The following is a 14,252-nucleotide window of genomic DNA, read 5'->3' on the forward strand; positions in this document are numbered from 1 at the left end:
GCTCAGCCTCCGACGACGCGCAGGGACGCCCACAGTGCTACCACGGCGAGCACCAGTGCCGCGGGTACGACGAGCAGGCCGAGGCGGGTGAACTCGCCGAGGTCCACCTCGGCGTCGTGTTCGTGCACGATGCGCCGCCACAGCAGGGTGGCCAGGGACCCGGCGTAGGTGAGGTTGGGGCCGATGTTGACACCCAGCAGCACCGCGAGGACGGCGCCGGGGCCGGTTGGGGCGGTCAGCGGCAGCAGCACCAGGACGGCGGGCAGGTTGTTGATGACGTTTGCCAACAGGGCCGCCAGCGCGGCGATGCCGAGCAGCGCGGGCAGTGAGGTGCCGCCCGGCACCAGATGGGCGAGCCCGGAGGCGAGCCCGTTGTCGACCACGGCGCGCACCACGATGCCGAGGGCCAGCACGAACGCGAGGAACGGCAGCGCGGCGGAGCGGACGATCGCGGCGGGCGTGGTGCGCCGCCGGGCCAGCGCCCGTACCGCGAGCACGAGCGCGCCACCCAGCGCGGCCCAGGCGGGGTTCACCCCGAGGGCGGAGGTGAGCACGAAGCCGCCCAGTGTGCAGGCGACGGTGACCAGGGCGAACAGCGGCGGTTCCGGCGCTTCGGCGGGAGGCGGTGCCTGCGCGCCGGCGGCCAGGTCCGTGGCGAAGAACCGGCGCAGCACCACGTACTCGACGGCGATGGCGACCAGCCACGGCAGCGCCATCAGGGCGGCGAAGCGGGTGAAGCTCAGGCCGCTGGCGGCGAACGCCAGCAGGTTGGTGAGGTTGGAGACCGGCAGCAGCAGGGAGGCGGTGTTGGACAGGTGGGTGCAGGCGTAGACATGCGGTTTGGGCCGTGCCCCCAGCCGGGCCGCGGTGGCGAACACCACCGGGGTGAGCAGCACCACCGTGGCGTCCAGGCTCAGCACCGCGGTGGTGAGCGACGCGATCACGAACACCTGGACCAGCAGTCGGCGCGGTCGCCCCACCGCCGTACGGGCCATCCATGCCCCGCAGGCCTGGAACATCCCGTCGTCATCGCAGAGTTGGGCCAGCACCAGCACCGCCGCGAGGAACCCGATCACCGGGCCGAGCCTGGCGGCCTCCACTCTGGCGTGGTCCAGCGAGATCGCTCCGGTGCCGATCACCGCGCCCGCCGCCGGAACCGCGACCACCGCTTCGGGCCACCCCCATGGCCGTACCACCGCGCAGACCAGCACCACGACCAGCAGTCCCACGGACAGTACTTCCGCGAACGACGTGTTCAGGGTCGGCTCCTCGCAGCTGACGGCAACGGCGCCCCCTATGGAAGCAGGCTCCGCGGCGGCCACGCCGTATCGCCCCCACCGCTGTGTCGTGTCACGGAGGCCACGGCGGCAGCAACTCCCCTACCCGCCAAGGGGAGTGGCAGGATGGGCGTAACCAACGGGAGGGGTTGTCCGAGGTATGGCCGTCATCCACCGCACCACGTTGTCGCCGACCAAGCTGGAACTGCTCACCGGATGGCTTCCCGCGCGGCCCTGGTACCTCGGCGCCGCTGGTCGTACTCCGCAGCTGGGCAAGGCGGGCGGTTTCCGGCTCGATGACCCGAAGGGCGAGGTCGGGATCGAGTTCATGGCGGCCACCGACGGGTCCGGGGACGCGCCGGTCACCTACCACGCGCCGCTCACCTACCGTGGGGCGCCGCTCGACGGCGCGGAGCACGCCCTGATCGGCACCATGGAGCACGGGGTGCTGGGGCGGCGGTGGGTCTACGACGGCGTCCACGACCCGGTGCTCGTCGCCCAACTCCTCGCCCTCGTCATGGGCCGGGCCGAGCCGCACTCGCAGAGCGTGAACGACACCCCGGACCCGACCGTCGTCGGCCACTTCGCGGAGAGCGGCCACACGGCGGAGGTCGAGTCCTCGGCCGTGACCGACGGGCCGCACGGCACCGACCTCCTGGTACGGACCGGCGCCCGGGAACTCCGCATCCGGGTGAATCGGGCTCTCAGCGCCGAACGAGGCGAGACCCCGGCCACATTGGGACATGTCGCGGCGAACTGGCAGCTAGCGGACGGATCCCAGGCTCGCGGCCTGTTCGCCGTCGTTCACGAGCAGGCGGCCGAGTAGCCGACCGACCGCGCGCCACGACCGCGCACCAAGCCGCACCACCGATCGACCGCGCGCCCACCCCCAGCCCGCGCGGCCGCTCCGCATCACCGCGAGCACCACCCCAGCTCGTGCCACCGATCCACCCGGATCCGCCCCTTCACCCCAACTCGCTGCCACAAATCGCTTTTGCGCCTATCGGGGGCGTTCGCCCGCTGGGCACACCCTCCGTCGCCACCGCCGCGACGCTCCGAACACGCGACCGGGTATCAAACACACCGCAATCCGGCAAAGATCCTCCACACAGGGCCTGCACCCCCTGGACGACCCGCTTCGTTCCGGTTACCGTCATCGCTTCTCGGCCACTTGTTCACTTTTCGGCCACCGAACTGCTACGTACTGAGCCCGTCATGTTGCACCGCAGCGTGGCCTTTTCAGACCCCCGCAAGGAGAACCCGTGAACGTGCCCCGTAACCGGGCGATCGGCGCTACCGGCGTCCTGGCCGCGGCAGCGCTCACCTTGAGCGCCTGCGGCTCCACGCCCGCCGCGAGCACCACGGCGAACGACAAGAGCGCTGCCACCGCCACCTCGGCGGCCGACCTCGGCGGTATGGACGCCCTGGTCGCCGCCGCCAAGAAGGAGGGCACGCTCAACGCGATCGCGCTGCCCCGCGACTGGGCCAACTACGGCGCGGTCATCGACGGGTTCACCAAGAAGTACGGCATCAAGGTGCAGGACGAGAACCCGACCGGTGCCAGCCAGGACGAGATCACCGCCGTCACGTCCCGCAAGGGCCAGTCGAACGCGCCCGACGTGCTGGACCTCGGCTCGCAGTTCGCGCTCAGCGGCGCCCAGCAGGGCCTGTTCGCCCCGTACAAGGTGGCCTCCTACGACCAGATACCCGCTGCCCAGAAGGACAGCAACGCCGACTGGTACAACGACTACGGCGGCTACATCTCGATCGGCTGCGACGCCAAGCGGGTGCGGGAGTGCCCGAAGACCTTCGCCGACCTGGCCAAGCCCGAGTACCGCGGCCAGGTCTCGCTCAACGGCGACCCGACCAAGTCCGGTGCCGCGTTCGGCGCGGTGTACGCGGCGTCGATGGCGAACGGCGGCTCGTACGTGGAGATCCAGCCGGGCCTTGACTTCTTCGCCAAGCTCAAGCGGATCGGCAACTTCAACCCGGCGTTCGCCACTCCGACGTCGATCGAGAAGGGCCAGACGCCGATCACCATCGACTGGGACTACCTCAACGTCGGCTACTCGGACGCCTTCAAGAACAAGGGCGTCGACTGGCAGGTGAACGTCCCCACCGACGGCCTCTACGCCCAGTACTACTCGCAGGCGATCAACGCCAACGCCCCGCACCCGGCCGCCGCCCGGCTGTGGGAGGAGTACCTCTACAGCAACGACGGCCAGAACCTCTTCCTCAAGGGGTACGCACGCCCGGTGCTGATGGACGCCATGGAGGTCAACGGCAGCCTGGACGCCGTGGCCGCGGGCAAGCTCCCCGCGGTCTCCGGCTCCCCCGCCTTCCCCACCGAGGACCAGCTGACGACCGCCAAGAAGACCGTCGCCGACAAGTGGGCGCAGACCGTCTCATAACGGAACCACCCACCGAAGGAACCACCCGCATTCATCAGTTCAGGCTGACCAGATAGAACTGGACAGCCTGAACTGAAGGATTTACCGTGGCGGCATGGACGAGACCACCGACGGTGTCTCCGGGACGGCCTCCCGCGCCGCGCGCGATGTGTGGGTGGTGTTCAGCCGCCTGCGGCGCCGACTGCGCGAGATCGCCAGTACCCAGGACCTCACGCCTTCCCAGGTGTCCGCGCTCACCCTGCTCTACAAGCGGGGACCGGCGTCGGCCAGCGGGCTCGCCGCCGCCGAGGGGGTTCGCCCGCAGTCGATGGCCACCACGCTGGCGGCACTCGACAAGCAGGGGCTGATCCAACGCGAGCCCGACCCCGACGACGGCCGCCGACAACTGGTCACGCTGACCGGCGCCGGACGGGAACGCGCCGCCGGCGACCGGCAGGCCCGCGAGGAGTGGCTGACCCGAGCCCTCCAGAACCACTACACCGAGCAGGAACGGCAGACCGTCGTCGAGGCGATGGCCCTGCTGGAACGGCTCACCGAGCTGTGAGCGCGATACTCACGCGGCTGCGCGGTTCGCCGCCCGACTCACGCCCGGAGGATGGCTTCGACCGCGGGCTGATCACCCGGACGACCCCGGGGTCGATCCTCAACCCGGCCAACTCATCGTTGATCGCTGTGGCGTTGCCGCCGATCGGCGACAACGGCCTGGCCAACTGGAACGCGCTCTACCACCAGGCGACGCCGAGCGTTTGGGCTCCGCCGCCGGGCCGCTGCGCACCTGCGCCTACCTGAGCGCGATGGCCGCCTCCTCGGCCTGCGCCGCCTTCTTCGAACACGGCGCCCACACCGACGGACCGCACCCCCCGGCGCTGTTCATGGCGGGCGGCGCGGTCCCGCTCGCGACCGCGGCCCCGCTGGCGCGCGCACTACCGAAGACCGCGCCGGGCACCGGCCGCCGCTGACCCCCGAAACAACGCAACGGAAAGACCCACCCATGGCACTGAGTACCCTCGACGAGCGCACCGCGCTCGTACTGATCGACCTCCAGAAGGGCATCGCCGCCTCGGCCACCGCCCCCCACACCGGCCCCGAAGTGGTGGCCCGCGGCGTCGAGTTGGCCGACGCCTTCCGCTCGCACGGCCTGCCGGTCGTCCTGGTACGGGTCACCTTCGCGGCCGACGGCTCCGACGCCGTCCCCGGCCGTACCGAGGCCCCGCGCCGCTCTGGCGGCCGGCCCGAGGGCTGGGACGTGATCGTCGACGAACTGGCCGGCCACCCCGAGGACATCACGGTGACCAAGCGCAACTGGGGCGCCTTCCACGGCACCGACCTCGACCTGCAGCTGCGCCGCCGCGGCGTCACCCAGATCGTGCTGGCCGGTATTGCCACCAGCATCGGTGTGGAGTCCACCGCCCGGGCCGCCCATGAGCACGGCTACCACGTCACGTTGGCCACCGACGCCATGGCGGACCGCAGCGAAGAAGCACACCGCAACAGCGTCGAGCACATCTTCCCCAGGCTCGGCGAGACCGGCAGCACGGCGGAGATCGTCGAACTGCTGGCCAAGACCCGTCCCTGACCCACCACCGCCCGTCGGCTGCCGGCCCCCACCGGGGCCGGCAGCCCGCGCGTCACAGAACGGACCCGATCCTTCACGAGCACCATCCGAGTTCCAGGAGAGCGATGACCACCATGCCGGAGCACGTCCCGGACCACCCGCGCGACCGCACCTGCCCCTACCAACCGCCCGCCGAATACCTCCGGTTACGTGCCGAGAAGGCGCCTCCGCACAGGGTGACGCTCTACGACGGCCGTCAGCTGGCTGGTCACCAGGCACGAGACCGCGCGCAGGCTGCTGGCCGATCCGCGGATGTCCTCCGACCGCACCCGCCCGAACTTCCCCGCCCTCTCCCCACGCGCCACGGTGGTACGCGAGCGGAGCCGTGAACTCCTTGAGTCGCAGCGGTCGTTCATCGTCACCGACCCGCCCGAGCACGACACCAAGCGGCGGATGCTGCTCAGCGAGTTCACCGTACGGCGGACCAAGGGCATGCGCGAGGACATCGAACGGATCGTGCACGACCGCATCGACGCCATGCTGGCGGCAGGCCCGCCCGCCGACCGGCCTCCACCAGTGCCTCGGCCAGAACCTGGCCCGCCTGGAACTGGAGGTCGTCCTGGGCGCGTTGATCAAGCGTGTTCCGACGCTGCGCCTCGCGGTTCCGGTGGACCAGCTGCCGTTGCGCCCGGGCACGACGATCCAGGGCGTCAACGAACTCCCGGTCACATGGTGACCACTGCGAGAGGAGCACGCATGAGGATCGCCGTTGTGGGGGCGTCGGCGGCGGGAGTGGCCGCCGCCGAGGCCCTGCGCCGGTTCGGGTGGGACGGCGAACTGACCCTGATCGGCGCGGAATCCCATGTGCCGTACGACCGGCTGCCGTTGTCCAAGCGGTTCCTCAGCGGCGCCTGGACACAGGAGCGGCTACGGCTGCGCGACGCCGAGCAGTTGGACCGGCTCGGCCTCGATCTGCGCCTGGCCACCCTGGCCACCGCGCTGGATCCGACGGACCGCACCCTCACGCTGCACACCGGTGAACGGCTGCGCTGCGCGGGAGTGATCGTGGCCACCGGTGGCCGCGCCAGAACCCTGCCCGGCGCCGAGGGCCTTACCGGCGTACACACCCTGCGCACCCTGGACGACGCCCACGCCCTGCGCACCCTGCTGCGCGCGGCGGAGCACCTGGGGATCGTCGGGAACGGCGTACTGGGCACCGAGGCCGCGGCCGTCGCCCGTGAACTGGGCGTAGAGGTGACGTTGATCGGCCGTACACCGCTACCGATGTCACGGCTGCTCGGCGACGAGGCCGCCGCCCTGCTCGCCCGTTACCACCGTACGCACGGTGTCCGCCAACTCGCCTCGAAGTCCGCCGAGTTCGATTCGGCACGTGGCCGGCTCACCGGGCTCCGGCTGGACGACGGCACCCGGTTGGCCACCGACTCCGTGCTGCTCGCGGTGGGGGCGAGGCCCAACACCGAGTGGCTGCCGGGCTCCTGGGACACCTCGGACGGGCTGCTCTGCGACGAGTACTGCGCGGCGGCTCCGGGGATCTACGCCGCGGGCGATGTGGCGCGCTGGCACCATCCGGTGCACGGGCGCGCGATACGCGTCGAGCACCGCACGAACGCCACCGAGCAGGCGCTGGCCGCCGCCCGCAACCTGCTGGCCGAACTGCGCGGCCAGCCGCGTCAGCCCTTCTCTCCCGTCCCCTACTTCTGGTCCGACCAGTACGACCTGAAGATCCAGGGCTACGGGCTGCTCGCCGACCCCGACAGCGTCGAACTGGCCGTGCAGGGCGACGGGTCCCCCCGACTGGCCGCCCTGCACGGCCGCGCGGGCCTGGCCACGGGAGTGCTGGCCGTCAATCTCCCGCCCCGGCAGCTACGTGACCTGCGCTCCCTGATCGTCACCCCGACCCCCTGGCGGCAGGCACGCGCCCGCTTCCTGGACGCGGTCACCCCGACCGACGGGCCGGGGTGAGACGATCACGGGAGTACTCGCCGGCCGTTCAGTTGGCGTGCTCCGCGAACTGGTCCAACAGGCCCTGGGGCGCGTCGTCCCTGAAGCAGGTGACGAGATTGTCGGCGGAGGCCTTCGCGGAGATCTCGGCGCGCGGGAAGAGGGCCGACTCGTAGACGGCGAGCGCGGCTTCGACGTCGGCGGGGTGGGCGGCGAGGGCCTGCCCGAGTTCGGCTCCGTCGAGCATGGCCAGGTTGGCGCCCTCCCCGGCGAACGGCGACATCACATGGGCGGCGTCGCCGAGCAGGGTCACACCGGGCACCCGGTTCCAGCGGTGGCCGACCGGCAGGGCGTGGATGGGCCGTGGCACCAGCGAGCCGTCCGCGTCGACGACGAGCGCCCGCAGGCTGTCGTGCCAGTCGGCGAAGTACTCCAGCACGGCGGCCTTGGCGGCGGCGGTGTCGGTGAAGTCGACGCCGGACGCCCAGTCCTCGGCGACCTTGATCACGGCGTAGATGTGCAGGCTGCCGTCAGCCTCGCGGTGCCCGAGGAAGCCCCTGCCCGTGCCGAGCGCGAACAGCATGCCACCGCCGACCACCGCCGCGCTCTGCGGATGGCGGGCGTCGGCGTCCAGCAGGTCCACCTCGACCATGGTCACACCGGTGTAGGCGGGATTGGCGTCGGAGACCAGCGGGCGGATCCGCGACCAGGCACCGTCCGCGCCGACCAGCAGATCGGTGGTGAAGGAGGCGCCGTCGGCGAGCGTCACCTCGTGCCGCCCGGCGCCGAGCGGGCGCGCGCCGGTGACCTTCGCGCCCCAGCGCACGGTGCCGTCGGGCAGCGCACCGAGCAGCAGGTCCCGCAACTGACCGCGGTCGACCTCGGGCCGCCCGTGCTCCTCGTCCTGTGCCATGTGGACGGTGGCGTGCCGGTCGAGGACGCGGACGGCCTCCCCGCCGGGGTGGACGATCGCGCGGAACTGCTCGTACAGTCCGGCGGCGCGCAGTGCGATCTGGCCGGAGTCCTCGTGGATGTCGAGCATCCCGCCCTGGGTACGGGCGGTGGGTGAGGCGTCCAGGTCGTAGACGACGGCCTCGATCCCGTTGACGTGCAGTACACGGGCGAGGGTCAGGCCGCCGAGTCCGGCGCCGACGATGGCTATCGGGTGGTGAGTGGGCATGGGTCACCTCTGCGGGGTTTCGGGGTGGCGGGTCTCGGGGGGCCTCGGTGCGACGTCGATCAGGATGTGAAGGTCCGACCCACCGTAACGAACATGTTCGCTACGAACAAGTTCGTTACGAATGGGCTCGTAAAGATTTCCGCAACGTCGAGGCCGACGCCACGGATTGGGGGAAGCCGCTCCTTACGAGCCGTACAAGGGGGAAGCGCAGTGAACGTGGGCTCGGGCCTGCAACGGGCGAGATCGTTCATGATCCTGGCCACGATGCTCTATCGGGCGAGCCATCTGGTGATCGGCCTGTTCGCCGTCGTCCAGCATCGACCTGGGCTACCGGTGGCGTGGTTGGTGCTGTTGGCGGCGGTCGGGTGCAGTGTGTGGGTGTGGGGCGGGGCGCTGGCTCGGGGGGTGTTCTCCGGTTGGGCGGTGTGGGCGGATGTCGTGGTCAGCGGGTGCGTGCTGCCCTTCGTGGCCTTGGAGTGGGGTGGACCGCTGGTGCCCGCGGCGGACGGGTGGGTGATGTTGCTGGGTACGTCGGCGGCATCGGCGGCGGCGGTCGCCTTCGGGCGGACCGCGTTGGCCGGAGCCGTGGTGGTCCTGACGGCGACTCATGTCGCGGTGTGCCGGACGGTCGGTGCGAGCGCCGTGGCCCTCGACGGCCATCTCATCTCGCTCGCCTCGTCGGCGATCATGGCCTGGGTGTTCTGGTGGTATCTCAACCGCCAGGGCCGACTGCTGGACGCCGCCAGCGCCCGGGCGCTCGCCGCCGAGGCGCAGAAGGCCCGGTACGCCGAGCGCATCGACCACTACCGGGCACTGCACGACACCGTGCTGGCCACGCTGACCGCCATCGCCGGTGGTGTGGACGCCAACTCCCCGCAGGTCAGGGAGCGTTGTGCCGGCGAGGCCGCGTATCTGCGCCGCCTGATCCAGCGCACAGCCGACGAGGAGTACCACCCGGAGCTCGGCGCGGCCCTTGAGCGCGCCGTCCGCTCCGCCGAGAGCCTCGGCCTGCGCGTCATCACGCAGTACCACAACCTGCCCGAGGCGCCCGCCGAGGTCGCCGCGGCCGTCGCCGACGCCGTCACCGAGGCGCTCAACAACGTCCGAATACACGCGGGTACCGGACGCGCGTATCTGACCGCCACCGGGGTCGGCGACCGGCTGGTGGTCACGGTCGTGGACCGGGGCCGCGGGTTCGCCCCCGACCGGGTGACCCGGGGGCTCGGCCTGCGCCGCTCGGTGCACGCCCGGCTGGCCGAGGTCGGCGGCCGGGCGGTGGTGGACAGCCGTCCCGGCGAGGGCGCCGTCGTGGAACTGCGGTGGCCCGAGTGATCACGGTCGGTGTGGTGGACGACGACCGCATGCTGCTCGACGGCATGCGGTCCTGGCTGCGCGACGTGCCGGGCCTGCGACTGGTCGCTTCGACCGCCACGGTGGCCGAGTTCCTGGCGACCACATGCGAGGCCGTGGACGTTGTGCTGCTCGACCTGGTGCTACGGGACGGCTCGGTACCGGCGCAGAACATCCGCCGACTGAGGGCGGCCGGAAGCCGGGTGCTGGTGATCAGTACGGTGCCGGACCGCTCCCGGATCGTGTCCGCCGTCGCGGCGGGCGCCGACGGCTATCTGACCAAGGACAACGACCTGCCGACGCTGGTCGCGGCGATCGAGGAGATCGCGGCGGGCGGTACCGCGCACTCCCCCGAAATGGCCTTCGCCTGCGCGCACGACGACGACCCGGCCCGGCCCCGGCTTTCGCCAAGGGAACTCCAGGTCCTGCTCGACTACGCCTCGGGCATGACGCTCAAGTCGGCGGCGCGGCGCGCCGGTATCACCGTGAACACGGCGAAGGACTACCTGGACCGGGTCAAGGCCAAGTACCAGCAGGCGGGTCGGCCCACGTACACGAAGACCGACCTGGCGCGGCGGGTGCGCGAGGACGGACTGGACGGTTGCTGACCGCGCAAGCCCCCCGAACTGGTGGCGCCGCAAGGCGGGCTGCCCCCGCTAGCGTCGTTCGGCGGCACTCGTACGTTCGAGAAAGGGGGAGCACATGAAGTCAATGGGCATGTGGCTGGCCCGCCTGTTGTCGGCGCTGGCACTGGTCGCCGGTGGCGTGGTGTTCTGCGCGGGCGGCGCACAGGCGGCCACGGTCTGCGGTGACAGACCGGTGCCGCCGGGGCAGGTCATCACTTCCGAGACGCTGACGGCCAGTTGTACCGGCGGCTACCTCACCGAGACGGTCCAACCGCCGTACGACGGCATCCAGGTCTGCGGCAACTCGCCGGTCCCGACCGGCTATGTCTTCACCTCGCTGTACACCACCAACAGCTGCGGGCCGTACCAGACCGGGCGGCTCAACACGGTCCGCAACGGCATCCGCATGTGCGGCAACTACAACGGGTCCATCCCCAACGGTTATGTGATCACCAACGAAGGCCCGGACGGCACCTGCGCCCAGTGGTACGGCGAGACGATCAACGCCGCCTACAACGGGATCCAGATGTGCGGCAACAGCCCCATGCCCTCGGACTATGTGATCACCGCGAACTTCCAGAACAGCGGTTGCGGAATCTACCAGGGCGAACGGATCAACACCGTCTACGACGGCATCGCCTTCTGCGGCAACTCACCGGTACCACCCGGCTATGTCATCACCGCCAACAGCCAGGTCAACAGCTGCGGCATGTACCTCGGTGGGCGGCTGAACCTGCCCTACAACGGCATCACCGCCTGTGCCAACTCCCCCGTCCCGAACGGTTGGTGGGTGTCGGCCGACGGCCTCCAGACGCCTGCCTGCGCACCGTATATGGCGGAGACGTTGAAGAACCAGTGACCCGACGACAGCGGCGCTGGCCACCACGAAACCCCTCCGGCCAGCGCGGCTGTCGCGTGCCCGACGATCAGTCCGGCGCCGCCCGTTGGGACGATGAGTTGGGGAAGCGGCGGCGCCGCGCCTTCGCCTCTTCGCCGGTCAGGACCCTGCGGACCGCCAAGCGGACGAACACCAACTCAAAGAGCACGGGGAGTCCCAGGCCGTAGTAGACGAACCACCCCACCGGTTCGCCTGAGAGCAGGCTGACAAGTCCGGATACCGCCGCCAGCGCGCTGATGACCCAGGTCGCGCGCATGACGGGCGAGTTGCGTGCGGCGCTGCGGTACGCCCGCGCGGTCAGACGGAAAGTGGCGTTGATGTCCATTCAGGCACGTTTGATTTCTCTGGAGTCGACCGTGACCGTTCAGACGAACGCGACCGGCCCCGGCACGGTCTTCAGCCGCTGCATGCGCGTCAGTTTCTGCACGAAGACGATCGCCAACACAGCCGCCGCGATGTTCAACACATCGGCCAGAGCCGACGTGGCCACGGAGTGCTTCAGCGCGTCCAGGGTCGTCTGCCCGCCGAGGGTGGCACCGATCCTGCCGACCACGACCGCCGTCACCCACGTCGCCCACCAGGCGCGCACGGGCGCGCGCGAGACGTGCCGCCAGGAGCGGTCGGGCGCCGACTGCGCGCTGGCGTCCCAGACTTCACAGGCGGCGCGGAACGGCAGCCAGAGGTTGCCGAACGGCACGAACCAGGCACCTATCACCCATCCCCGGCCCATGGTGCACACGGCCCGCGAGAAGGCTTCGGCGTTCACCCGGGCCCGGTAGAGCCAGGGGATGAACACCGCGGCCGTGGCGAGGGTGCCGCAGATCTGCAGGATCCCGGACGTCCGGTAGAGGTCGTCGGCCTGCCGCACTTCCTGGTGCGTGACGGACAGCGCGTTGCCCACCACGGAGTAGGCGTTGAGATCGGCGTAGACCGCGAACAGGTCGATGCCTGCCACCACGGCGAGCAGCACGGTGACGGCAGTCGCGAGCCCGTCAAGCTGACGGATCGCAGGACCACCGCCGGGCGGCGCGCCGGCAGGACTGTAGGACATGGCGGGGACTCCCATGGACATGGCGGTTGGTTGACGGTGCGATGGGGACTTCGCTGTGCGGGCCGGTGGTCCGGGAGTTCCGACGGCGCGGGTGCACGGCGCCCGCTGGGTCAGCCGCTGCCGCGAAGTCCGCGATGGACGTCACAGGACATCCACGGCCACCACGCAGACGTAAGGAAACGGTAAAGACCGATCAGGAAATTACCCCGCAACGACACTTGACCGCAACTTGACTTGTTTCACAGGCACATCACAGGAAGTCACGCCGTGACACCGCATCCCGTCAGCCGTCGGCCTCGCGTTCCATCACGCGGACCACGCCGTCAACTGACCGCCTTGAGGCTCTGGTTGCCTTCGGGCCTCCAACTCCCCCTGGAACACGCGGCAGGGCCCCGGTCATCAGACCGGGGCCCTGCTCGCTCGGGTGCTACGTCCCTCAGCTGTCCGCCTCCGCGGCGGTCGGCTTCGGGATCAGGAACGACGTGGCGATGGCCGCGGCGAGGATGACGACGCCGGCGATCATGCTGGCGGTGTAACCGGCGGAGGATGTCGGGTCACTGGGCATGACGGCCGTGTTCACCGCGTACAGCACCGCGAAGCTGAGGCCCGCGCCGAGATTGAACGCGCCCGCGTTGAGGCCGGGCAGGAAGCCGGGGTTCTCGCGCGGGGAGAGCACGATGCCGAGTCCGTTGAGCACGATGTTGGCCACACCGGCGTAGGTGATGCCCACCAGCAGCGAGCCCGCCAGCAGCATCACGTGCGAGTGGGCGGGGAGCGTGACGATCATCAGGACGATCGACGCCACGGCGCCGACCAGGCCCAGCCGCAGTACCCGCCCGTAGCCGAAGGTCGCGGCGAGCCGACCGGCGAGCGGCCCCATGGCCAGACCGGCCAGCGCGTACGGGGTGAGCGTCCACCACGCCGACTGCTCGGCGGTCATACCGAGACCTGCCTTCGCGTCCTGCGCGAAGGCGGGGATCAGCCCGTTCATGACGGCGAACACACCGGTCATGGTGAGCACGGTGGTCAGCAGGATCGCCCAGGTGGAACGCACCTTCAGGTGCCGGGTGGCGACCAGCGGGTGCGAACCGCGCGCCTCGGTCCGCCAGAACAGGCCGAAGGAGATCGCGGCGATGACCGTGAGCCCGGCGACGAGGGACCAGTTGGCCGCCGCCAGCTTTCCGGCCTCGTTCAGCGCGATGAGCAGCGAGCCGACGGACACCACCAGCAGGCCGACGCCCGGCCAGTCCATCCGCTTCGCGTTGGCGACCTTGCTCTCCGGCGTCATGGTGGCCGCCATGACGGTGGCGATCGCCGCCACCGCGGCCATCGCCCAGAAGACCGCCTGGAAGCCGTGCTTGTCCGCGAGGAACCCACCAGCGAGGGAGTCGACACCGGCGACACCGCCGTTGACCGCGGTGAGCACACCGAGCAGGGTGCCGTACCGCTTCGGCTCGGTGACCTCGACCCGCAGCATGATCAGGCACAGCGGCACCGCGGGCCCGGACGCGCCTTGCAGGATCCGGCCGGCGAACAGCATCGGGACGCTCGTCGCCAGCGCTGCCACAACACATCCGACCGCCATCAGCGCCAGCATCCCGACCAGCACCTTGCGGCGGCCGATCACATCACCGAGCCGGGGCAGGAACAGCGAGAACAGCGCGGCCGAGGTGAAGAACGCGGTCTGGGTGAGCCCGACCTCGGCGGCGGTGGCGTGCAGACTGCTCTGGATGCTCCTGAGCGCGGGACTGAGCATGCTCGCGTTGAGCTGGAAGGCGACGCACGCCGTGAGCAGCGCGGTGACGAGGACGCCCACGCGAACGGTCCGGTTGCCGGTCGCGTCAGCGCCCCGGGCTATGTGGCGGTCGGGTCCGTCGGCGCGGTCGAGGGTGATCTTCTTGGGCAAGGAAAAGTCCCTATGCTCAGCTGAACGGTGTTGCGG

At 70.5% G+C, this 14,252-nt stretch carries 14 protein-coding genes; 9 read left to right on the forward strand and 5 right to left on the reverse strand.

Annotated features, from left to right (window positions below):
* Positions 1–2: 2 nt before the first annotated feature.
* Complete coding sequence (locus P3G67_RS15130; protein ID WP_276094101.1) at positions 3–1,259, reverse strand: SLC13 family permease; 1,257 nt, start codon at positions 1,257–1,259, stop codon at positions 3–5.
* A 178-nt stretch (positions 1,260–1,437) separates the two neighbouring features.
* Between P3G67_RS15130 and P3G67_RS15135 the strand changes: the two genes are divergently transcribed.
* The 6 genes from P3G67_RS15135 (at position 1,438) to P3G67_RS15165 (ending at position 7,226) form a co-directional block, all read left to right on the forward strand.
* On the forward strand, positions 1,438–2,103 hold the full coding sequence (locus P3G67_RS15135; protein WP_276093956.1) for a maltokinase N-terminal cap-like domain-containing protein: 666 nt from the start codon (positions 1,438–1,440) through the stop codon (positions 2,101–2,103).
* A gap of 436 nt (positions 2,104–2,539) precedes the next feature.
* On the forward strand, positions 2,540–3,688 hold the full coding sequence (locus P3G67_RS15140) for an ABC transporter substrate-binding protein (protein WP_276093957.1): 1,149 nt from the start codon (positions 2,540–2,542) through the stop codon (positions 3,686–3,688).
* A gap of 94 nt (positions 3,689–3,782) precedes the next feature.
* Positions 3,783–4,232, forward strand: coding sequence for a MarR family winged helix-turn-helix transcriptional regulator (locus tag P3G67_RS15145; RefSeq protein ID WP_269857434.1), 450 nt, complete (start codon positions 3,783–3,785; stop codon positions 4,230–4,232).
* Positions 4,233–4,434: 202 nt separating this feature from the next.
* A complete protein-coding gene (locus tag P3G67_RS15150; RefSeq protein ID WP_276093958.1) occupies positions 4,435–4,647 on the forward strand; it encodes a hypothetical protein in 213 nt (70 codons plus the stop codon).
* Positions 4,648–4,679: 32 nt separating this feature from the next.
* Positions 4,680–5,264: a hydrolase gene (locus P3G67_RS15155; protein WP_276093959.1), complete on the forward strand. Its 585-nt coding sequence runs from the start codon at positions 4,680–4,682 to the stop codon at positions 5,262–5,264.
* Between the two features lie 735 nt (positions 5,265–5,999).
* Positions 6,000–7,226, forward strand: coding sequence for an NAD(P)/FAD-dependent oxidoreductase (locus tag P3G67_RS15165; protein ID WP_276093960.1), 1,227 nt, complete (start codon positions 6,000–6,002; stop codon positions 7,224–7,226).
* 28 nt (positions 7,227–7,254) lie between these two features.
* Here P3G67_RS15165 and P3G67_RS15170 read toward each other — a convergent pair whose 3' ends face one another.
* Complete coding sequence (locus tag P3G67_RS15170) at positions 7,255–8,385, reverse strand: FAD-dependent oxidoreductase (protein ID WP_276093961.1); 1,131 nt, start codon at positions 8,383–8,385, stop codon at positions 7,255–7,257.
* A gap of 249 nt (positions 8,386–8,634) precedes the next feature.
* On the opposite strand from P3G67_RS15170, the gene P3G67_RS15175 reads away from it, so the two are divergent.
* The 3 genes from P3G67_RS15175 (at position 8,635) to P3G67_RS15185 (ending at position 11,220) form a co-directional block, all read left to right on the forward strand.
* Positions 8,635–9,717 (forward strand): sensor histidine kinase, encoded by a 1,083-nt coding sequence (locus tag P3G67_RS15175; protein ID WP_276093962.1) that lies wholly within the window; start codon positions 8,635–8,637, stop codon positions 9,715–9,717.
* Positions 9,705–10,343, forward strand: a complete 639-nt coding sequence (locus P3G67_RS15180) for a response regulator (protein ID WP_276093963.1) — start codon at positions 9,705–9,707, stop codon at positions 10,341–10,343. The genes P3G67_RS15175 and P3G67_RS15180 overlap by 13 nt, the downstream gene beginning before the upstream one ends.
* 94 nt (positions 10,344–10,437) lie before the next feature.
* Entirely contained in the window at positions 10,438–11,220 is a 783-nt protein-coding gene (locus tag P3G67_RS15185) for a hypothetical protein (protein WP_276093964.1), read from the forward strand.
* Between the two features lie 67 nt (positions 11,221–11,287).
* Here the strand turns inward: P3G67_RS15185 and P3G67_RS15190 are convergent, their stop codons facing one another.
* From P3G67_RS15190 to uriT, 3 genes are all read right to left on the reverse strand, one after another.
* A complete protein-coding gene (locus P3G67_RS15190; RefSeq protein WP_276093965.1) occupies positions 11,288–11,584 on the reverse strand; it encodes a hypothetical protein in 297 nt (98 codons plus the stop codon).
* A 39-nt stretch (positions 11,585–11,623) separates the two neighbouring features.
* A complete protein-coding gene (locus tag P3G67_RS15195) occupies positions 11,624–12,310 on the reverse strand; it encodes a DUF4328 domain-containing protein (RefSeq protein WP_276093966.1) in 687 nt (228 codons plus the stop codon).
* A 436-nt stretch (positions 12,311–12,746) separates the two neighbouring features.
* Complete coding sequence (gene uriT, locus P3G67_RS15200) at positions 12,747–14,168, reverse strand: uridine transporter UriT (protein WP_276094102.1); 1,422 nt, start codon at positions 14,166–14,168, stop codon at positions 12,747–12,749.
* Positions 14,169–14,252: the final 84 nt, after the last annotated feature.

This window comes from Streptomyces silvisoli (assembly GCF_029269905.1).
GTDB classification, from domain to species: domain Bacteria; phylum Actinomycetota; class Actinomycetes; order Streptomycetales; family Streptomycetaceae; genus Streptantibioticus_A; species Streptantibioticus_A silvisoli_A.